Origin of the sequence: Kitasatospora sp. NPDC056731 (assembly GCF_040687675.1) — a bacterium.
Lineage (GTDB): Bacteria > Actinomycetota > Actinomycetes > Streptomycetales > Streptomycetaceae > Kitasatospora.
Genome location: NZ_JBFBNR010000036.1, coordinates 56,625 through 76,368, shown reverse-complemented (window position 1 = coordinate 76,368; position 19,744 = coordinate 56,625). Strand labels below are relative to the sequence as shown.

Here is a 19,744-nt window from a genome sequence, read left to right as displayed (position 1 = left end):
GCCAGCGCCCGACTGCGGCCGCGCCGGGCGGGCGCGGGGCCGGCCTCGGGCGGCGGGAAGCCGGCCGCGGCGGTGCTGCGGCCGGGGCCGCCCGGTGCCCCCGCGGGTGCGGGGCGTGCGGGGGTCACGGAAGCCGCACCACCGTCTCGCCCTCGGTGGTGTCGATGTGCACCGCCGAGATGCGGGGGCCGGCCGAGGGGTCGACGAGGACGTCGAGCGCGGCGAGTCCGGGCCACCGGTCCGCCCAAGCCCGCTCCGGCTCCCGCGCCGGGCCCGTCTCAAGGCGCCGCAGCGCCTTCGGGCACACCCGGTGCCCGGCCGCCTGGAGATCGCCCGGCACCCGTGCCGCGCGCGCCTGCGGGTCGCCGTAGCTCAGGAAGAACGGCAGCACCCGGCTGCGCCACGACAGGTCGAACGCCGCCTCCGCCCACGGCACGCTCCCTCCGTCGGCCCGGACCGATTCGCCGCGGAAGAGGTCCGGATCCGCTCCGGTGACCGTCTCCACCGCGCGTGCGGTGGACTCGATGTCGTCGGTCAGCGCCGCCCAGTTGAGGAAGTCCGGCCCGTCCGCCGTCCGTTCCAGGAACAGCCGGCCGAAGTCCTCGCCCGCCAGCCGCCGTTCGTCGTGGGTGACGAGCAGCTCCAGGTACTGCACGTCGGGCGTGTCGAAGGGCACCACCCAGCTCGCCGTGCCGTCCGGGTTGGGGCTGCCGTCGGTGATGCCGAACCCGTACTCGTCCCACAGCAGTTCGCGCAGCGGCTCGATGGTGCGCGCACCGAGGATCACGTGGTCGATGCGCATCAGGAGGCACCGCCCAGGGCGTGCGAGGGGCACATGCTGTACGGCAGGGCCTCCCAGTCGTCGCCGACCAGGCCGGCCGCCATGCCCTTGCCGGTGGCGCGCGCCGAGAGCAGCCCGTGCCCGGCGTGGCCGGCCGACAGGAAGATCCGCTCGTGGCCGGGCAGCGCGCCCGCCAGCGGCCGTCCGGTGCCGGACACCGGGCGCAGTCCGGCACGGAGTTCCACGGGCACCGAGTCCGCGAGCCCCGGCATGACGGTCGTGGCGAACCGCAGCAGGTGCGCGATGCCCTGGGTGGTCACGTGCTCGGCGAAACCCGTGTCCTCCTCCGTCGCACCGACGATCACGTCGTCACCGACCCCGGGCGCGAGGTAGTAGGCGGAGGACAGGATGCAGTTCAGCTCCTCGTCGGTCCGCAGCACCGCCATCTGCCCGCGCTGCGGCCGGACTCCGGTCGCCTCGGCCAGGCCCTTGCCCGAGCTCCAGGCGCCGGCGGTGATCACCACCCGGTCCGCGCGGAGCGTCCCGTCGGAGGTCACCACCGAGACGGCCGCGCCCTCCTCGCGCACCTCCCGCACCGTGACGCCCTGTTGCCAGTCGACGCCCCGGGCCAGGCACCGGCGCCGTACGGCGTCCAGGTAGCGGCGGCCGTCGATCATCAGCCCGTCCGGGTCGAGGAGGTAGCGCCTGCTGGTCGGCAGCTTGAGCCCGGGCGCGGCCTGCGCGAGGGCGCCGCCCTCCACCCAGTCGCCGACGCCGAGCCCGCTCAGCACGTCGCCGTGGGCCTCGACGTCCGTCTCGCGCAGCGCGCGCAGGATGGGCCTGGCCACGCTGAACGCGCCGTACTCCGGCTCCAGCCGGGCGACGTCGGCGTCCAGGTCCCGCTTGGCGGTGCGCAGCCAGTCGTAGAACTCCCGGTCGGTGAGGTAGCGCAGCGAGGGGACCGCCACCCCCGCCGCGCGGTTGGTCGAGTGCCCGGGTTCGGCACCGGAGTCGAGCACCCGGACGGACGCCCCGCTGTCGCTCAACTCCTCGGCGAGGCAGGCGCCGACGATCCCTCCGCCGATGAGCGTGAAGTCAGGGGGTGATGACGGTGACGACGGCATGTCCTGCACCTTCCATTTCGGCCGCGCCGGCGAGTACCAGCGAGCGGGTGGTCACGTCGCTGTCGCTGTGGACAGCCATGGGTGGGCCGGCCAGGCCGCGGGCCTGGCGCAGCAGATGGACGGGTTTGCCCCGCAGGGCGAGGCGGAACCAGCCGCCGGGCCGGTCCGCGACCCTGGCCAGGCACTGGAGCCGGACGGTGCCGTCGCCGTGGTAGCGCTGGAGGCCTTCCACGCACCAGACGAGTTCCACCGCGTCCGGGGGCACCTCGGCCCGGGGCCCGTCGAGTTCGAGCCGGGCCAGCGGCGGCGGGCCGAACCCGCCGGTGTCGTGGTCCCACACGGCCCGGCCGCGCGCGATGCCCTCGGCGAGCGGGGGCGGCGGGCAGATCCGGCCGCCGTCGACCAGGACGGTGGGCAGCGCCGGGTCGCCCCGGTCGTCCAGCCCCGACCCGTCCAGCCCCGACTCGTTCAGCCCCGAAGCGTCCAGCCCCGACCCGTCCAGCGCCGACCCGGGCGGCGCCGACGGCAGATCGGTCAGGGTCAGCTGCGGCAGGATGCGCCGCCCCGCCAGCCGGGCGGCGGTCGCGCGCCCTCCGCGCGAGGTCAGCGAGAAGGCCGCACCGGCCACCAGCACCGACGCCGCGGACGGCCGCAGCAGCAGCGGCCGCTCGCGCCAGTCGTCCGGCGGGTCGGCCGGTACGAACGGCTCCGAGAGCGCCCCGAGTTCGTCCCAGGGCAGCGCCTCCACGAGCCCGGCCGGATCCCCCGGGCCGCTGGTGCCGAGCAGCACGGGACCGCCGGGGGTCTCGACGCGGGCCAGCAGCTCGGCCCGCCTGGACACCGGCAGGCCGTCGCCGTCATGCCACTCGTGGATCTGCGCCACCGCGCTCTGGAGCCCGGCGACGGCCGACGCCGTCCGTTCGGCCGCCTCGGTGAGCAGCAGCCCGGTCTCCTTGCCCGCGTCCTGGTCCGCCGACCCGGCGACCCGCCGGGAGCCGGTGACCCGGCCCGTCGCGTCCCGTTCGACGCGCAGGGTGTCGAGCGAGACGGTCAGCCGCGGCGCGCCGCGGGTGGGCGTGACGATTCCGGAGGCACGGGTCCTGGTCTCAGCCACGGGCCACCGCCCGCAGCCCGACGAGCCCGGCCGGCAGCCGGAACCCGGCGTTGGCGAACGACACCGGCACCGGGTACTGCCCCAGCTTCCCGCAGCCTCCGGTGGCCCGCAGGTAGGCGGCGACCCGGTGCTCGTAGGGCCGCAGGCCCGCGAGCACCCGCGCTCCGTCACCGGTCACCGTCAGCGGGCCCAGCCGGGCGGTGCTGCCGTCGACGCGGTGCAGCAGGGAGAACGGGGCGTGGAAGACGAAGGCGCCCGAGGCGATGTTCATCATGTCCAGCCGCAGCCCGTACGGGGCGATCCAGTCGCCCGGGGGCGGTTCCGGCTCGGCCGCGGGCTCGATCAGGGCCACGGTGTGGGTCATCCGGGGGATCGCCGGATGCCGGTAGCTCTGTTTGCGCCCGTGGCCCGTGCCGGGGCCGCCGCCGAGCAGGGCGGCGAGCGCCCGGTCGGTCATCGGCCGCCCCACCGTGCCGCGGTCGATCAGCCGCAGGGTGCGGCACGGGGTGCCCTCGTCGTCGAACGGGCTGCGGTAGCCCGGCCCGTCGTGCGCACCGCCGTCGAGCACCGACAGCCACGCGGGTGCGACCGGCCGCCCGGCGCGCGCCCCGAGGTAGCTCGTTCCGGACGCGACCACGTCGGCCTCCATCGGGTGTCCGACGATCTCGTGGAAGAACGCCCCGGCGAGGCCGGGCAGCAGCACGAGGTCGGCGCCGTCCGGGAGTTCGGTGGCGAGCGGCAGTGCGAGGCGTTCGCGCACCGCGTCGGCCGTCCGCACGGCCGCCTCCCTCAGCCCGCCTGGGTCGGACCCCGCGGGGGCGCACAGCAGCGACCGGGAGTGGACGGTGCCGTCGTCACCGGTCAGCCTGGTCTCCAGGGTCGTGACGATCCGCTCGGTGGTGGCGACGCGGTCCGCGCTGCCGGCGGCGACGTGCTGCTGGGCCACCCCCAGGGTCAGCTCCGCGCCGGTCTCGGCGGCGATCCCGGCGAGCTCGGCGCGCAGCTCGGGGGTCAGCTCGAACAGCGGCCGTTCCTGCACCTCGCGCAGCGCGTCGGCGGCCTCCGGGCCCGCCCCGGCGGCGCCCGAGGCCAGCAGGTCGTCGCCGTCGGCGAAGCGGTGCTCGGTGAAGCCCCGGTCGAGGTGCCGTTCGACGCTCATTCCGCGCACCGAGGTCCGCTCGGTGGAGACGGTGCCGTCCGGGAGCACGTCGGCCCGCATCCGCAGCGAGTGCTCGGCGAAGAGCGTGGTGTGCGTCATCGCGTGCTGCTCCCGTCGCTGTTGGTGCTGCCGTTGCTGTTCCTGCTGCCGTTGCTGCTGCCGCAGCTGCCGATGATCTGCATCCGCAGCTCGCTGGTGTAGCGCCGGCCCTCGCCGTCGCGCAGCCACAGCTCGTCCGGCCCCGGCGCCATCCGCTCCACGCCCAACTGCTCGGCGCCGCGCGCCACATGGCTGATCAGGTCCGCCGCGAGCGGTGAGGCCAGGTCGATCAGGTACGGCTTGCGCTCGTGGGCGCTGCGGCAGAAGACGAACCGCGTTCCGGTGTCCCGGGCCAGCCTGCGTAGCGCGAGGAACCGCGCTTCGGGCTCCGGTGCCGCGAGCGCCGCAGTGGGCACCTGCCACCGGGACCGCTGCAGGACGACCGATCCCAGGGCCACTTCGGGCTGTGCGTCCTCGGTGGTGAAGGTGGGGTGGAGCACCTGCGGATGCGAAAGGGCGGCGATCGGGGCGTACTTGACGAAGTCGCTCAGCGGGACGTACGCGCTGACCGCCTTGCCGTCCGGATCGTGCAGGGTGACGTCGTGCGGCCCGATGTGGACGGTGAGGTCCTCCGGCTTCAGCAGCTCCGGCTGGTCGTGGTCGGTCCAGGTCAGCGGGCGCATCGCGACCTCGCGGCCGGGGAAGCGGTAGTAGCCCTTGTTGCGGCGCCCGAAGTCGAGGCCGACGACCGTGCCGTCCTGCGCGGCCGTCCAGGCGGCGGCGTCCGCGCCGAGCCGGTCCGGATCCGGGTGCATGGTGCCCAGCCAGCTGCGCACCAGCAGGTGGTGGTGGGCGCGGGAGAGGACGAGCGGGGCGTCCGCGCCGAGCCCGGCGGCGTCCGGCGCCGCGGGGCACAGGTCGATGACCGCGTACCGGTCGCCGTCCAGCGCCCCGGCCTCCTCGGTCAGCCGCTCGACCTCGGCCCGCCAGTCGGCGCCGGGGTAGACCGGTGCGTGGGCCGCCTGGAAGGTGCTGGTCGAGTCGGACCGGCTCGCGGCCGCTCGGGTCGCGTACGTGAGGAGGTCCAACTCCGTGGCCGGTGCCCCGGTTGGGCCCGTTTCTCCTGCGGTCCCGTCCGTGAAGGCGTCGCGCACTGCGGCCGCCGCGGCGCGCTGGGCGGCCTGCCCGTGCGCGGTGCACACCTCCAGCACGGGGGCGAGCTGCCGCTCCCAGTCGCCGACCAGCCCGGCTCCGAGGGTCAGCGCGAAGGGCGACGCGCACTCCTCGAAGAACACGGCGCGGTCGGCGTACGCCGCACCGGCGCCCCGCCTGGCCGGCCTGCCGGTGAACTCGGTGAACCGTTCCTCCAGCCGGGCGACGGCGGCCGCCTTGCGCTCCAGCGACGCCTGCGCCAACTCGCCGATGAGGGACGAGAGTTCTCCTGTCCGGCCGAGCCACAGCTCGCGGGCCGGTGAGGCGGGCAGCGCGGAGAGCTGGTCCCGCAGCGTCGCGAGGGGCTCCAGGTCGTAGTCGCCGCCGCCGAGGCCGATGGTGACGGCCTCCTCGGCCACCAGCCGCATCAGCGTCCTGGCCACGTCGCGGGCCGGCTGCCCGGCGGCGCGCACCACGTCGCGGAACACCGTTCCGTCCGGGGCCACGAGCGGCAGCAGCGGCTCCCGCGCCGCGTCACCCCGTCCGGTGGAGTGGAACGCGAGGTGCGGAAGGATCCTGGGGTCCCGGGCGATCGCCGTGGCCAGCGCACGCGCCGCCCAGTGCGAGAAGAACACCCGGCGGACGCGGGGCACGTCGTCGCGCAGTACGGCACCCTCGCCCTCGCCCACCGTGCCGTACGCCATGGGCCCGAAGAAGCTCACCGTCTCGTTCTTCGCGCAGAACCGCTGCACGTACGTGAACATCTGCCGGCGCACCCGGCGCCAGCGCGAGGTCAGCGGGCCTTCGTACGCCAGCAGCGGGAGCAGCATGTTGCGGTACGCGTCCGGGTTGGACAGGAACACGGCCTCGGAGACCCCCGGATCCGCCAGCAGATCCCGCAGCCGCTTTCCGGCCTCGTCGTCGGCCTGTCGGCAGGCGAGCGCGTAGCGTTCCCAGGCGTCGGCCCAGGCGCTCACCGCCCGGCTCCACTGCGCCCCGCCGGACGACGCCGGCAGCTGCCGCGCCCGTCCGCGCAGCACGTCGGAGCGCAGCGACTCGGCGCGGGGCCCGCTGAACTGCGTCTCCACCAACTCCAGGACGGTCCGCTCGCGGTCGAGCAGCTCGTCCGCGAGTTCCAGCAGGGAGTGGGGCGCGCCCAGCTCCTCCAGCCAGTCGAACGGCATTCCCGCATGGCGCAGGATGAACTCCCGCCCGATGCGCCACTGTCGGCTCACTGGCTCCTCCGCATCACACCGGCCTGGACCAGCCGGTCGGTCAGTTTCCTTCGGGCACCGTCGCTGATCCGGTCCAGGACGGCGGTGTCGCCGGACGAGAGCCGCTCCACGACCGGGGTCAGCTTCGGGTGCAGCCGGAACGCGCTGCCCGTCCGCAGGTTCACCACGAACGAACCCGGGCCCTGGCCGTCCGGGCCGGGCCCCTCCCCGGCGACGACGGCGGCCGACGGCTCCCACACCGCCGTCCCGTCCGGTGCGGCGAGCACGCAGCAGGCGAACCGGCCGGGGAACAGGTCGGCCACGGCGCCGAGTTCGGCGTTGAGTGCGCCGATCGCCGCGGTGCGCGCCGTTTCGTCGAGCGTCCCGGGCCCGCTGAACCGGTCCCAGCGGGGCAGGTCGTTGCCCGGGGCGGTGTGCCGGATCAGCGGCACGCCGCCCCAGGCCTGCGGTGCCGCGCCGCCCCGGGCCGTCGGCAGCCGGAACGGGCTGAGCCCCGCGAGTCGAGGGCCCGGCCCGGACAGCAGGCTCCGCGCCGTGCCGGCCGTCTCCTCGGCGCTCACCCCGGGCGCCCCGACGAGCAGTTCGACCCGGAGCAGCGCCCCGTCCACCGCGGCCAGGACGGTCCGCAGATCGGTACGGCTGCCGTCCGCCCCCGTCACCTCGGCCCAGGACTCCAGCCGTGCCACGGTCAGCGCCGCGCCCCGGCACTCGCGCCACGCCTCGGCGGGCAGCGCCGCCGCCTCGTCCGGGGCCAGCCAGCCCGCCCAGGGGGCGTCGGCCGGCCAGTCGGCCGCGCGGCGGACCCAGCGGACCGGCGTGCCGTCCCCCGACCACTCCTTGCCCAGCCGCCAGGCCGGGGCCCAGTCGTCGAAGCCCGCCGCCGCCGAGAACGGGGCGAGCGCGCGCAGCGCCTCCCGGTGCGCGGTGGCGAAACGCCCGCACAGCACGACCCGTGCGGGGCCGAGCGCCTCCAGGAGCACCGCGGCCGCCGGGAGTTGCTGGTCGGTCTCGATCACCAGGTGCACCCGCCCGTCCGGGGCCGCCGCACGTGTCCACCGCGCCTCGGGCCCCAGCAGCTCGGTCCGCTGCGCGGCCAGCACCACATCGGCCCCGCGCTCGGTGGTGCCGCCGACGAGTTCCACGTCGTCCGCGGCCAGCCGCAGGGCCGGATCGGCCTCGCCCGCCAGCCGCAGCGCCATGCCCATGGCCCGCAGCCGGCCCGCGGCCTGGCCGCCCCGCGTGGTGACCAGTGCGGCGGCCCGCGCGAACAGCGCCCTGGTCCGGTTCTCCGCGGGGTCGGCCCCGCCGCGCCTGCCGAGGTCGTAGTCGTCGGCCAGCGCGGCGAGTGCCCCGGTGCCCGCGAGGCGCGCGACGAAGTGCGCGTTCACGTCGATCAGTTGGTCGTCCGGCCCGAGCTCCGGTTCCAGACTCGGATCGAACAGGGGAGGGAGCACCACCCGGCGCGTCACCGCTCACCACCGCCCCGCAGATACACACAGCGCAGCTCGGAGGCGAAGCGCAGCTCGCCGTCCCGCAGCCAGGCGTCCTCGGGTGCGGGCAGCGTCTCGGACAACAGGAGCTGTTCCGCCGTGCCCGCCAGCCGGGCCATGCCCTTGAGCAGTTCGGGGCTCGCGGCGTCCACGTACACCGGTTTGCGTTCGGCCGGTGACTTCGCGAAGAAGCGGTCGGGCAGGCCCCGTTCCCGGAGCAGCCGGGCCGTGGCGAGCAGCCGCTCGGCGTCGCGCTGGCTGCCGTGCGCCTCCAGCAGCGCCGCGCTCGGCAGCGCCCAGCGCCGCCGCGAGAACACCACGTTGCCCCAGCGCAGCCGCGGCACGTGCGGCAGGTCCGGCAGCACCGGGCGGCGGATCCGGGGCAGTGCGAGCGCGGTGTGCACGGCGGTGTCGAGCTCGCCGTTGTGGAACAGCAGGCTGCGGCCGGGGTGGGTGTCGCCGCGCAGGACGACCCGTTCGCCGTCGCTCTCCAGCCACAGCTGGTCCAGGCCGATCCGTTCCCGGTCCGGGCCGGCGATGCCGCCCAGTTCGAGCACCACCCCGGGGAACTCCAGCGGCGGCAGCCCGGTCGTACGGCGGGAGATCACGTTGACGGCCACCTGGTCGCCCAGGGCCCTGCGCACCCCGGCGTCCCGCTTGGCGAGCAGCGCCGCGGCGTCCGGATGGAACTGCAACGCCCACGGGGTGAGCAGCGCCGCGTCGTGGATGTCGCCGAGTATGAGCGGGGTCACCCCCGGCTGGTATCCGGCCAGGTCGGGAGCCGCGATCAGGACGTCGATGGAGCACAGCACCGGGGCGGCGGGCGGTGGCGGTGCGGCTAGGTCCTGTCCGGTCGATCTTGGTGGATCAGCCCGCGGCGTTGGGCGCCCGGCTGGGCGTGCGCCCGGATCGTCCTCGTACTGGGCCGTACTTGGGCGATTCGGGTGTGCGTCCAGGCGGGATGCCCGGCGTCGCGGGCCCGCCAAGATCGGCCGGACAGGGCCTAGCAGCCCGGCCACGTCGATTTCGGCCCGGTCCGCGCCTTCGGCCTCGATCACCCGGCTCAGTTCGGCGCCGAGCTCTCCGCCCGGCTCGATGGCGAGGTCCGCGCACTCCCGCAGCGCCCGCAGCAGCGGGATGCGTCCCGCTCCCAGGCGGGCCGCGACCGCCCGGTTGGTGCGTACGCGGGTCGCCTCGGCCTCGTGGGCCAGCAGGTCGAGCACCGGCGCGACGGCGTCGCACATGTCGCGGGCCAGCGGTCCGCGGACCTCCAGCCGGGCTGTGCCGACGGCGGCCTCGTGGATGATGACCCGGTCGTTGTAGAAGCGGCCGCGTTCCGCCGAGCGGTCGGCGACGGGCAGCAGCGCCTCCAGTTCGGCCTGGACGGTCAGCTTCTGCTCGGGCGGCGCCGACGGGTAGCCGTCGAGCAGTGCGAGCACCTTCACCAGCAGGGCCCGCACCCCGGCCGCGCGGGCGGCCGTCTCGGTGTCCGAGGCGTCGATGCGTTCCAGGGTCCAGCGCAGCGGGTCGACCACGGTCGCCGGCGGGCACAGGGTGTGCGTCAGCGTCCCCTTTGCCACGGCGGCCGCGAACGCCTCCACCGCCTCCAGGGCGCCGGCACCGCACCCGGACGCGATCTGGGCCACCGTCCGTACGCCGTCGGCCTCCCGTAGCAGCGCCGCGTCGACGCCCGTGCCGCGGGGCGGCCCCGTCATCGTCTTGCGCACCGGCGCCAGCCGCTCGGCCAGCGCCGGATCGCCCAGCAGCAGGCCTTGCACGGCGTCGTTGACCCGGGCCGCGGTGTGCGCCTGGCGGACCGGGATCGCGGTGTGGCCCTCCCAGTCCAGCGCCGTGGCGGCGTCGGAGCCGGGGCTGAGCCTGCCGTAGTTGATGGGCCCGAAGAAGCTCATCGTCTCGCTCTTGGACGCCAGCCGCTGTGCGTAGGAGGCGAGTTGGCGCCGGATCCGGCCGCCGGCCGCACCCCGTGCGAGATCGCGGTGGACGGCGGGCGACGAGCAGACGATGGCGTCGTTGACCCGCGGATCGGTGCGGACGGCGGCGAGCGCCTCGTCGACCGCCGCCGTGTCGGCCTCGACGGTGGCGGCGAGCCGCTCCCGCACCGCGCTCACCTGCTCTGCCGCGGCGTTCCACTCGGCCAGCCAGTCGGCGGGCAGGTTGTCCGACGCGGGCAGCGGCCGCAGACCGCGCAACTTGGCCTGCTGGCCCCGGGACAGCCGGCCCACCGGGTGCAGCCGTGACGCCACGTCGGCCGACCGGGCCTCCAGGGCGAACAGCTCCTCGATGAGCAGACGGGTCCGTTCGCAGGCCAGTCGCTCGACCATCTGCCAGGGGAACCCGGCGCTGCGCAGGACGACCGTGGGCAGCAGCTCCCAGCCGTGCCGCCGCGCCGTCGATTCCTGTGGCGACAGGTCGGATCGGTCGGCTTGGTCGGATCGGTCGGATCGGTGGGTCATGACGATGCTCGCTTCATGGCGATCCGGAACTCCGAGGTCACGGGGGCCCCGCCGTGGCGCAGCCACAGCGCGTCCGGCGCCGGCCTCATCTCGGCCAGCGACACCGTCGCGCTGTCACCGGCCAGCACCATCGCCACCAGTGCGTCGACGGCCAGCGGACTGTCCAGGTCGATCCCGACCGGTTTCGGCTCGTGCGCGAGGGAGGCGAAGCAGAACCGGGGCACTCCGTGCCGGGCCCGCAGCGACTGGACGGCGAGGAAGGCGGCGGCGGGGTCGCGCGCCGCGTCGACCCCGAGGTCGGCCCGGTCGAACCACCAGCGGGCCCGCTGCACGAGCAGGTCGCCGACCACGATCCTCGGCGCGAAGTCCCCGATCCGCACCAGCGGCAGCCCCACTCCGGGTGCGGCGAAGGCCCGCAGGTGCACGTGGTCGTCCTCGCCGGCGTACAGGGTCAGTTCCCCGTCCGGGGTGCGCAGCCGGGGCGTGCCGTCCACCAGGACGACGGTCAGGTCGGTCAGCGGCACGGTCCGCTCCCGGTCGTCGGTGGCCACCGAGGTGATCTCGATGAAGCGGCCCGGGAACCAGTCGGCCACCAGGCCCTTGTGGCGCCTGCGGCGGATCACCGTGGCCAGCCGCTCGGGGCCGCCCCACGGTTCGAGACCCGCCTCGAAGTCGCCCAGCATCCGGTCCTGTTCGTCGCTGAACAGCCCCTGTGAACCCCAGGCGAAGACGTACGGGTGCAGCTCGCCCAGCACCAGCAGCTCGCCGCCGTCCTCCCGGCTCTCCAGCATCAGGTCCGGGCTGACGAAGCGGGGCCGGCCGGGCTCGGGCGCGAACCCCGCGAGCTCGGCGGGGGAGAGCCGGGCCTCCTGGCCCTGCACGGCGGACTCCACCAGCGCCGCGTAGTCCCGCTTGAACCCGATCAGCGGCCCGGCGAGCCGGTCCAGACCGCCCGCCTCGACCGAGGCGCGCATCCGGCGGATCAGCTCGTCGTACGGCATGGCGCCGCCGCCCGCCTCACGCAGGATCCCCGCGCACAGCTCGGCCGCCGCGTGCTGCTGGAGCTCGCCGTAGCGGGCGGCCACGTCCAGCACCGGGCTGAGCTCGGACTCCCAGCGCCCGGCCACGTCGCCACCGACCACCACCGGGCTCTGGTCGCCCTTGGCGTCCAGGGACACCACCAGCCGGTCCGCGTACATCCGGCCGCCGGCGCGACGTGCGTCGACCTCGGTGAGCCGGGTGAAGCACTCCTCGACGCGCTCCAGCGCGACCGCCCGGGCACGGTGGCCGTCGGCCGCCGCGTAGGCGTCGCCCAGGTCGCGCAGTTCCCGCAGCCGTGCCGGCCAGGCGGTGTCCTCCGCGTAGCGGTCGGCCCAGGAGACCAGCCAGTCCAGCGGCCGTGCCGCGGTGGACGGCGGCTCGGGCCAGAGCCGGACGGCCCCCGCCTGCCGCAGCCGGTCCAGGACCCGGCGCGTCTGCGCGAGGTCGAGTCCCGCCAGCGCCGCCAGTTCGGCGGGGGAACGCCGCCCGTCGACGGCCTCGGCGAGCTGCCACCGCACCCCGGACAGGGTGATCCGGCGGCCGTCGGCGGACTGGATCGTCCCCGATCCCGGCGCCGTCCCCGACCCCGGTGCCCCGCTCGGCACCCCGCCCGGCACCTCGCCCGGTGTCCGGCGGCAGGACGGTATCCAGGCCACCGGCGGGCGGTCCCGCACCTGCGGGTCCGTGCCGATGAGCTTGGCCAGCTCGCATACCGCCCAGAACGCGGTCTGCGCCTCCAGGAGGTGGTAGCCGCAGGCCGTCTCGGGGCCGAGGACGGTGCCCTCGGCCCCACGGTCGACCCGGCCGTGCACCAGCGGACCGAAGAAGCTGGTCGTCTCGTTCTTCGCGCCGAGCCGCTGGCCGTACAGGTAGACGCGGCGGTAGAAGGACCGGTCCTTGGCGCGGTTGCGGCCCGTCGTACTGTCCTGCTGCTGCCAGCCGTCGACCCAGCGCACCGCCTCGGTGTGGAAGGACGGCGACAGCTGGAGCAGGGCGTCGCACACCCGCTCGTCGCGGAGCACGTCGCGGACCCGCTCCGGCCGCCGCAGCACCTCCTCACCCAGGGCGGTGGTCAGCCGCTCGCCCGCCTGCTGCTGAGCGGAGTGCGCCGCGCGGTAGCCGTCGACCGCCGATGCCACCGCCGATGCCACGGCCGATGCCACGGCCGATGCCACCGCCGATGCCACGGCCGGTGCCACGTCGCCGCCGCGCGGGTCGTGCTCCACCGGCAGCCGGCGGCCCACCCGGCCGCGCAGCTTCGACAGTTCGCGCAGTCCGGCCCGGTCCCGCTCGCGGTCGGCGCCGGTGACGGCCTTGGCGATCGCCTCCTGGAGCCGGGCGCGGCTCTGCTCGAACCGCGCCACCGCCTCCCGGTACTCCGCGGCCGCGGCACCCGCCGGCCCGTCACCGAGAGCGGTCAGCAGGCCGATACCGAAGCCCGCCCTGCGCAGCAGCAGCCGATCGTAGAGCTGCCACCTGGCCCGCTGTCCCGTCTCCCCCTGGGTCGCATGGTCCGTCATGGCCTCAGTCCTGAAAGTTGATCAGGTCGAACGGGCGGTTGAGCTTGGTCCGCGGCCTGGGCAGCAGCCCTTGCAGGTCACCGCCGTCGGCGACGGCCTTGGCGAGGGCGTCCGCCGCACCGGGACGGGTGAGGCTCAGCGGCGCCATGGCCGCCACCGACCCGGCCGCGGTCACGGAGCCGGTCGTCATCACCCGACCCGCCTGGGCCAGCGCGATGCGGTACGGGTCGCCCAGCAGCCGCGCCGCGGCCTCGGCGCGCTCGTACTGCTCGGCGCCCGTCCTCGCGTCACCGCCGGAGGCGTGCAGCATGCCCAGTTCGAGACGCACCTCGGTCTCGTGGAAGCGGTCACCCAGCTCGGCCGCGTTCACCAGCGTGGTGTCCAGGTCCGCCAGGGCGGCGTCCCGCTCGCCGACGAGCAGCCGCAGCCCGGCGCTGCGGTACGCGTGGTGCTTGCGGAAGCCCGCGTTCGACGAGCCGGCGGCCTGCTTGAACTTCTCCCAGGTCGCCAGGGCCGAGGCGTGCTTGCCCGCCTTCTCCTGGAGCACGCTGATGTTCGAGTACAGGTTGATCCGCAGATGCGCGGCACTGGCGTCGGTCAGGCCCGCCATGCAGGCCAGCGCCTGCTTCTCGTGCTCGAAGGCCGCCCCCAGACGCCGCTCCGCGAACAGGGTCAGCCCGCGCAGGTTGTGCAGCCAGCCGCGCTCGCGGCGTACGCTCTCGGGCTCGCCCGGACGTTCCCCGACGACCTCGAAGCCCTGCTCGACCTCGGCGACCGCCTCCGCCAGCCGGTTCTTGCGCTTGGACAGGGTGAGCGCGGAGTACAGGTGCGACTGGGCGCGCAGCTCCGGGGACAGGCCGGCGGCGTCCTCCCGGATGGCCCGGAAGCAGGCGAGGGCCGTGTCCTGGTCCCCGCGGAAGCCCGCCTGGATGCCGAGCACCTTGAGCAGGAAACCGCGTACGTCGGCGGTGCCGCGCAGGATCGCCGTCTCGAACTCGATGGCGTGGACGAGCTCCTCCTCGCGCTCCGCCTTGGCGAGCAGCCCGGGTACGCCCGACTCGGGGATGCCGGCGAGCAGCCCGATCGCCTCGTCGGCGACGACCGCCATGCCCTCCCAGTTCGTGGAGAAGAACGCCCGGCGGCAGTAGGCCAGTGCGGCGGCCACCCGGTCCACGGCGGAGCCCTCGGAGTCCCTCGCCCGCAGGAACAGTTCGCCCTCCTCGGACACCGGCTCGAAGCCGGCGTCGGGAGCCGTACTGAGGTCCACGGCCAGGTCGCCCTCGGTGACCGGCAGCCCCATGCGGCGCAGACAGCGCACCCGCTCCCCGCGGTAGTCGGCGTACCGGCCGACCGGCTCGCGCACGGACGTCGGCGCGTCCAGCAGCAGTTCGGCGCCCTCGACGAGCTGCGCGTGCTCGAAGGCCCGCATGAAACCGCGCAGCGAGGACAGGTCGGTGCCGCCCATCCCACTGAGCAGCAGGGGCCTGCCCAACTGCGCGGTGCCCGTGCACAGGGCGGTCGCGGCCACCGTCAGCACGCGGTAGACCTGCTCGCTCTCCCGGTGCAGCCGCCGCTCGGACGGCGCGAGCGCGATCTCCTCCAGCGGCGCGGTGCCGGGCGCGGTCTCGGCGGGGAAGAGCTCCGCCCATTCGGACGGGTGCCCGGCCGCGAGCCCGGTGAAGTCGGCGCCCTCGGCGCGCAGGGCGTCGATGCCCGCCCGCAGCCCCGTGTACGAGGCGGCCGGTCCGGTGTTCACGTCGACCAGGACGGAGGCGGTGGATGCGCGGCTCACCTCGGCCGCCCGCGTCACCATCGCGAGGGCTCGGTGGTGGCGAGGGCGAGCGGCGCGATCTTGTTCTCGACCTCGTCGAGGTCGAAGTCGACGTCGTCCAGCTCGTCCAGCGCGTCCAGTTCGGTGTCCTCGGCGGTTTCGGCCCCGGCGGTTTCCGCTTGGGGGGCTTCGGTCCCCTCGGTGGTCTGCTCGGGCTCTGTGGACTTCGCGGTGGACTTCGCGGTGTCTTCCATGGCGCGCTCCATTCGGAATCACGGTCGGACGTGGGAATGCGGATGCGAAGGATCCGGTGTCAGGGCAGCCGGAACCAAAGGGGTGGGCGGGAATCGTGACGGGGGACGTACGGGGGACGTACGGCGGGCGGCCGCGGTCGGCGGCAGGCCCCGGGCGCTCAGCCGACCGGCGTGCGCATCCGGGCGAACTCGACCACTTGCCGTCCGACGGTGGCCAGTTGCGCGGTGAGATGCGGGTCGTCGGTGCTGTCGCCGGTGCTGTCGCCGGACGCCAGGGTGACGCTCTCCGTGTTGATGGCCACTCCCAGGGGAGTGGGCCAGCCCCTCAGGGCGTGCACGACGGAGCGCAGCCCCGCCAGCGTCGAAGCGGCCTGCGTCCCGCGTGCGGTGACGACACAGCCGACGGCGCGGCCGTGCAGATACGGGCGCGCGTCCTCGCGCAGGTCCTCCAGGTAGTCGAGGGCGTTCTTCACCAGACCGGAAACGCCCCCGTGGTAGGCGGGCGTGCCGATCACCAGGCCGTCGGCGAGGGCGACGGCCTCGACCAGCCGCCGGGCCGCCGGGGTGCGCAGTGACTCCCCCGGTGCGTAGAGCGGCAGTTGAAGCTCCTCGGCACCCAACAGCAGGGTCCGGGCCCCCGCCGCCGCCGAGGCCGCGAGTACCGCCCGGACCGCCCGTTCCGTCGAGGAACCGGAGCGGACGGTGCCCCCGATGCCGACGATCAGGGGCCCGGCATCGGCTGAGGCACCAACACCGGGATTCTCCACCGAAAGAACGGAACCCTGGTTCGTCTCCAGCACGGTTACCCCAATCTCCTTGACCGGTCGCGGTTTTCGGAGTCTAGACAGGGCGGTTATGCGCTGGTTATGAGCTGGTTATGCGTGGGTTATGCATTGGTTACGCGTGGGCCGGGGGTCTGGTCCACAGTCCGGGCGGACGCGTCCTGGGTGCGCAGAACCCGCTCCAGAAGTCGCTGGGTGTCAGGGCTGACATCGATGTCCAGACCATCCGACATCCGGGCCCGGCACAGCTTGTACCAGGACCTGGCCTGCCCTAACTGGCCCAGGTCACCGTGAACTTGGATCAGGGTCCGGTAGACGTCCTCCTGATACGGGTCGATGTCCAGCGTGCGGCGGCACATGTCGATGACCTTCGGCAACTCGCCCCGGTCCAGTGCCTCCTGGAGGAGGAAGTCCGCCGCCCCCAGCGCGAGGGACCGTACCCAGTCCCGCTGCTCCCTGGCCCAGTCGGCGGTCTCACCGGGCAGGAAGTCCCCGGTGTGAAGATCCAGCGCCCTGCGGTAGTACTCCGCGGCCGCGCGCGGATCACTTCGGGCCGCCGCCCGGTGCCCTTCGTTGCACAGCTGCTCCAACTCCTCGAAGTCCAGCCAGGCGTCATGGAGTTTGAGGGAGTACCCGTACTCGCTGCAGACGATCTCCGCGGCCGGCTGCTCCTCCGCGGCCTGCTGCCCGCTGAGTATCTGGTGCACCGCGTGCTTGGCGACCTTGAGGGAACTGGAGCCCGCCGCCCGGGTGCGGTCGGGCCACAGCGCGGCGTGCAGTTCGTCGCGGTCGACCGTGCGGCCCCGGTTGATGAGGAGGTAAAGGAACAGTGTGCGCGCTTTGCCGGCCCGCCAGCGTCTGACCGGGAGTCCCCCCAAGTCCAGTGAAAAGCCGCCGAGGCAGCGTACGACGGCAAGCGTGGAAATCTCGGTCATGTGGAAACCCTCCTTCTTCGTGGGGGTAACAGGATGCGAACGCGCTGGCGCGGTCGGCCGGTTCAGGCCTGTGGGGGAGGCAACCCGGTCGACCGGTGGTACGACCGGGGTGAGGGCCGGTCGCCTTATCTGTGTTGACGTACGGGAACGGCGTGGCCGTTCGGAGAATGCCGGTCAGACGGACGGCGGGAAGCGGAGTCTCCGGTTCTGTCCGGCTCGCATCCGTGTCCCGGCCTCGACTGTGACGCGACGCCTCGGCGACCGCCTCTGCCCGGGTCGGTGGTCGACCCCGGAAGCCCTCGTCTCACCAGAAGATGCTGATGGTGCACTCGCTCACGGCGAGCCGTCGCGGCATCCTGGACAGGCCCTCATGCAACTCGGCCTGGTTTCCCCGAACTTCGGCGCTCTTTCCAGCCTCGTCGATCGGCGACTTCACGAAGTCGATTCCGAGAAGGCGCCGCCCATCACCACGCCCGGGTCGGTGTACGCACGATCGGTGTGCTGATTCCGCTGACACATCCCACCCCATGGCGACGGCGACGGAGGTCCGGGCCGGTGTGACGAGCGTGAGCCCGACGCTCGCCCCAGCGGCGGCGACCAGGGTCCCAAGTGGCTTGCGCGGCATGATGTACGTTCTCCAGAGTTGCCTGCCAGGCACCGTCCGGCCGCCCGAGTCAGGAAGATCAGTAATGACTCTGGCTTCTGGGAATAAACAAGCAATGAACAGCACATACGGCCCCGGCACCCGCCTGCTTCAGCTCTCCGGGTAGACGAACTACGACGCCCGAAAGTTGAATCAAATCCACCTACCGTTCGTCCCCACAGGATCACGCAGCGCCAGGCACCGCCCGTCACACTTCCGCGCCGCACCCAGAGGATGAAACCTCGCCAGAGTCCACCCCGGCACCCGCATGCCGAAGCGGCCCACACCCGCCCGACATGCCTCCGACACCGCCCACCCCACCGCCGGTGGCACGTCCCCAACCGGACGGCGCTGGTGGGGCGGGCGTACGCGTTCGGCGTCCTCGTGGCGGACGTGTGGCCGCCGGCGCCTGCCCGCCGCACGCGACGGCCGTCAACCGGCCCGGCGCAGGTGTCGGGGCCCGGCCGGGCGGGGTTTCGGACAGCGTCGGCGGCGCCGACAGCACGGACCGCTCTCGCCGATCGCGGTCAACGGCAGGACCATCACGACCACCGCGGACGGCTGTTCGTCCACCTCCCCGGCGGCCGGCGTCTCGCGACGGCTCCCGTCCGGCTGATCGAGCCCGCTGCCGGGAACGGCTCGCGCGGCACGGAGAAACCATTCCAATCGCGAGGTCCCCAGGCCGAGCGCCTCCGCGAGCTGCTGGACGGAGCGGCGCTGTGGTCGGCGCACCCGGCCCCGCTCGATGTCGCTGATCGTCCTCACACTGACCTGGGAACGCCGGGCGAGTTCCTCATGCGTGAATCCCACTTCACGACGAAGCGTCCTCAGCATGCCCCCGAATGCCGAATCCCCTTGTTGTGCCTTCGACACGTCACCCCCAGAATCTTGGCGCGTGGGAGCGCTCCCACACCCACCCATCGGGAGCGTAGCAGCACCTCATGCCCAGGTCAGCCGCGACACGCGGCAGTGGCTCATACCGGAACAACGGAACGTGACGGCCGTTCAGTTCGAAGCCGTCCGAGGCCGTCAGGCCGAGGCGCGGACCGTCAGTTCGGTCGGAAGGATCACCTGGCGACGCGGCCGCCCGGGTTCGGCGATCTCCTCGAGCAGCAGCTGAACCATCAACCGCCCCATCGCCTCGGTCGGTTGGCGAACACTGGTGAGGGGCGGCTCGGTGCTACGGGCGATGACGGAGTCGTCGAAGCCGACGACGGCCACGTCTCCCGGCACGCGCCGCCCGGCCTCGCGCAGCGCCCGGAACGCGCCCACGGCCATCAGGTCGGAGGCGCAGAACACGGCATCGAGGGTGGGCATTTCGGCCAGGAGCTCGCACATCGCCGCGTAGCCGCCCGCCTCGGTGAAGTCGCCGTGGGCGACGAGCGCGTCCTCCGGAGCGAGGCCGGCCTCCGTGAGCGCCTCCCGGTACCCCGCCAGGCGTGCCCCGGCCGCCTCCATGGCGAGCGGCCCCGTGATGGTGGCCACTCTGGTGCGGCCGCGCCCGACCAGGTGCCGGACGGCCGCCCGGGCCCCGCCGGCGTTGTCGGCGTGGACGTAGCTCAGCGATTCGCGCTCGGACCGGCGACCGCCCAGTACGGCCGGCATCCCGAGCTGTTCGAGCAGGTCGGGCAACAGGTCGTCCTGGCGCACCGAGACCAGGAGCACCCCGTCGACCCGACGCGCGGTGAGGTAGCGCGTCAGACGCTCGCGCTCGTCCTCGTTGCGGACCAGGGTCAGCAGCAACTGAAGGTCGGTCGACGCGAGTTCGTCAGAGATCCCGGTGATGACGTCCGCGAAGTACGGCTCCGACCTCAGCCGCGCCAGGCTCTCCGGGACGACCAGGGCGACGACGTCGGTGCGCGAGGTCACCAGGGACCGTGCCGCCTGGTTGGGTACGTAGCCGAGCTCGGCGACGGCGTGCTCCACGGCCTCCCTCGCCCTGGCGCTCACCTTGGGCGAACCGTTGATGACCCGGGACACCGTTCCCCGGCTGACTCCCGCGCGGGCGGCCACGTCCTCCACCGTCGGTCGCGCGGCAGACCGGGCGCTTCCGGGGCCCGGCCTGTCAGTTCGGGTCATGATCACACTCCGGTGTGGCTCACTCTCGGGAGTGGCCATCCTACACGGCGTGAGAGCGCTCCCACCGGCGCTCCCACCGGCGCTTCCACCGGCGCTCCCACGGGCCCGGCCCGTCGGCCGGTCGGGAGGGTGTCCGACCGGCCGACGGAAC

14 protein-coding genes are annotated in these 19,744 nt (G+C 74.1%); all 14 read right to left on the bottom strand.

Annotated features, from left to right (window positions below):
• Positions 1 to 124: 124 nt before the first annotated feature.
• The gene (locus AB0R04_RS29460) at positions 125 to 802 is read right to left on the bottom strand and encodes a VOC family protein (RefSeq protein WP_363376566.1); all 678 of its coding nucleotides are present in this window, start codon (positions 800 to 802) and stop codon (positions 125 to 127) included.
• Positions 802 to 1,905, bottom strand: a complete 1,104-nt coding sequence (locus AB0R04_RS29455; protein ID WP_363376564.1) for an FAD-dependent oxidoreductase — start codon at positions 1,903 to 1,905, stop codon at positions 802 to 804. The genes AB0R04_RS29460 and AB0R04_RS29455 overlap by 1 nt, the downstream gene beginning before the upstream one ends.
• Entirely contained in the window at positions 1,877 to 3,019 is a 1,143-nt protein-coding gene (locus AB0R04_RS29450) for a hypothetical protein (protein ID WP_363376562.1), read from the bottom strand. Before AB0R04_RS29450 ends, AB0R04_RS29455 begins: the two co-directional genes overlap by 29 nt.
• On the bottom strand, positions 3,012 to 4,277 hold the full coding sequence (locus tag AB0R04_RS29445) for a metallopeptidase TldD-related protein (protein ID WP_363376561.1): 1,266 nt from the start codon (positions 4,275 to 4,277) through the stop codon (positions 3,012 to 3,014). The genes AB0R04_RS29450 and AB0R04_RS29445 overlap by 8 nt, the downstream gene beginning before the upstream one ends.
• Complete coding sequence (locus AB0R04_RS29440; RefSeq protein WP_363376559.1) at positions 4,274 to 6,604, bottom strand: lantibiotic dehydratase; 2,331 nt, start codon at positions 6,602 to 6,604, stop codon at positions 4,274 to 4,276. Before AB0R04_RS29440 ends, AB0R04_RS29445 begins: the two co-directional genes overlap by 4 nt.
• Positions 6,601 to 8,061 carry a hypothetical protein gene (locus AB0R04_RS29435; protein ID WP_363376557.1) on the bottom strand — a complete coding sequence of 487 codons (1,461 nt, stop codon included), beginning with the start codon at positions 8,059 to 8,061 and terminating at the stop codon, positions 6,601 to 6,603. Before AB0R04_RS29435 ends, AB0R04_RS29440 begins: the two co-directional genes overlap by 4 nt.
• Positions 8,062 to 8,069: 8 nt before the next feature.
• The gene (locus AB0R04_RS29430) at positions 8,070 to 10,568 is read right to left on the bottom strand and encodes a lantibiotic dehydratase (protein WP_363376555.1); all 2,499 of its coding nucleotides are present in this window, start codon (positions 10,566 to 10,568) and stop codon (positions 8,070 to 8,072) included.
• The gene (locus tag AB0R04_RS29425) at positions 10,565 to 13,129 is read right to left on the bottom strand and encodes a lantibiotic dehydratase (RefSeq protein WP_363376553.1); all 2,565 of its coding nucleotides are present in this window, start codon (positions 13,127 to 13,129) and stop codon (positions 10,565 to 10,567) included. The genes AB0R04_RS29430 and AB0R04_RS29425 overlap by 4 nt, the downstream gene beginning before the upstream one ends.
• 4 nt (positions 13,130 to 13,133) lie before the next feature.
• Positions 13,134 to 14,921: a hypothetical protein gene (locus AB0R04_RS29420; RefSeq protein ID WP_363376551.1), complete on the bottom strand. Its 1,788-nt coding sequence runs from the start codon at positions 14,919 to 14,921 to the stop codon at positions 13,134 to 13,136.
• A gap of 14 nt (positions 14,922 to 14,935) precedes the next feature.
• On the bottom strand, positions 14,936 to 15,166 hold the full coding sequence (locus AB0R04_RS29415; protein ID WP_363376549.1) for an ammosamide/lymphostin RiPP family protein: 231 nt from the start codon (positions 15,164 to 15,166) through the stop codon (positions 14,936 to 14,938).
• Between the two features lie 146 nt (positions 15,167 to 15,312).
• Positions 15,313 to 15,954: an NADPH-dependent FMN reductase gene (locus AB0R04_RS29410; protein ID WP_363376547.1), complete on the bottom strand. Its 642-nt coding sequence runs from the start codon at positions 15,952 to 15,954 to the stop codon at positions 15,313 to 15,315.
• A gap of 86 nt (positions 15,955 to 16,040) precedes the next feature.
• Positions 16,041 to 16,871 (bottom strand): BTAD domain-containing putative transcriptional regulator, encoded by an 831-nt coding sequence (locus AB0R04_RS29405; RefSeq protein WP_363376545.1) that lies wholly within the window; start codon positions 16,869 to 16,871, stop codon positions 16,041 to 16,043.
• A gap of 1,075 nt (positions 16,872 to 17,946) precedes the next feature.
• Entirely contained in the window at positions 17,947 to 18,348 is a 402-nt protein-coding gene (locus AB0R04_RS29400; protein ID WP_079135383.1) for a helix-turn-helix transcriptional regulator, read from the bottom strand.
• Positions 18,349 to 18,543: 195 nt separating this feature from the next.
• Positions 18,544 to 19,593 (bottom strand): LacI family DNA-binding transcriptional regulator, encoded by a 1,050-nt coding sequence (locus AB0R04_RS29395; RefSeq protein ID WP_063346285.1) that lies wholly within the window; start codon positions 19,591 to 19,593, stop codon positions 18,544 to 18,546.
• Positions 19,594 to 19,744 lie beyond the last annotated feature (151 nt).

Bases quoted from the DNA above. Each gene is read 5' to 3' on its own strand.
- AB0R04_RS29405 (WP_363376545.1), bottom strand. From the start codon at position 16,871: ATGACCGAGATTTCCACGCTTGCCGTCGTACGCTGCCTCGGCGGCTTT.
- AB0R04_RS29415 (WP_363376549.1), bottom strand. From the start codon at position 15,166: ATGGAGCGCGCCATGGAAGACACCGCGAAGTCCACCGCGAAGTCCACA.
- AB0R04_RS29395 (WP_063346285.1), bottom strand. From the start codon at position 19,593: ATGACCCGAACTGACAGGCCGGGCCCCGGAAGCGCCCGGTCTGCCGCG.
- AB0R04_RS29425 (WP_363376553.1), bottom strand. From the start codon at position 13,129: ATGACGGACCATGCGACCCAGGGGGAGACGGGACAGCGGGCCAGGTGG.
- AB0R04_RS29400 (WP_079135383.1), bottom strand. From the start codon at position 18,348: ATGCTGAGGACGCTTCGTCGTGAAGTGGGATTCACGCATGAGGAACTC.
- AB0R04_RS29445 (WP_363376561.1), bottom strand. From the start codon at position 4,277: ATGACGCACACCACGCTCTTCGCCGAGCACTCGCTGCGGATGCGGGCC.
- AB0R04_RS29460 (WP_363376566.1), bottom strand. From the start codon at position 802: ATGCGCATCGACCACGTGATCCTCGGTGCGCGCACCATCGAGCCGCTG.
- AB0R04_RS29455 (WP_363376564.1), bottom strand. From the start codon at position 1,905: ATGCCGTCGTCACCGTCATCACCCCCTGACTTCACGCTCATCGGCGGA.
- AB0R04_RS29430 (WP_363376555.1), bottom strand. From the start codon at position 10,568: ATGACCCACCGATCCGACCGATCCGACCAAGCCGACCGATCCGACCTG.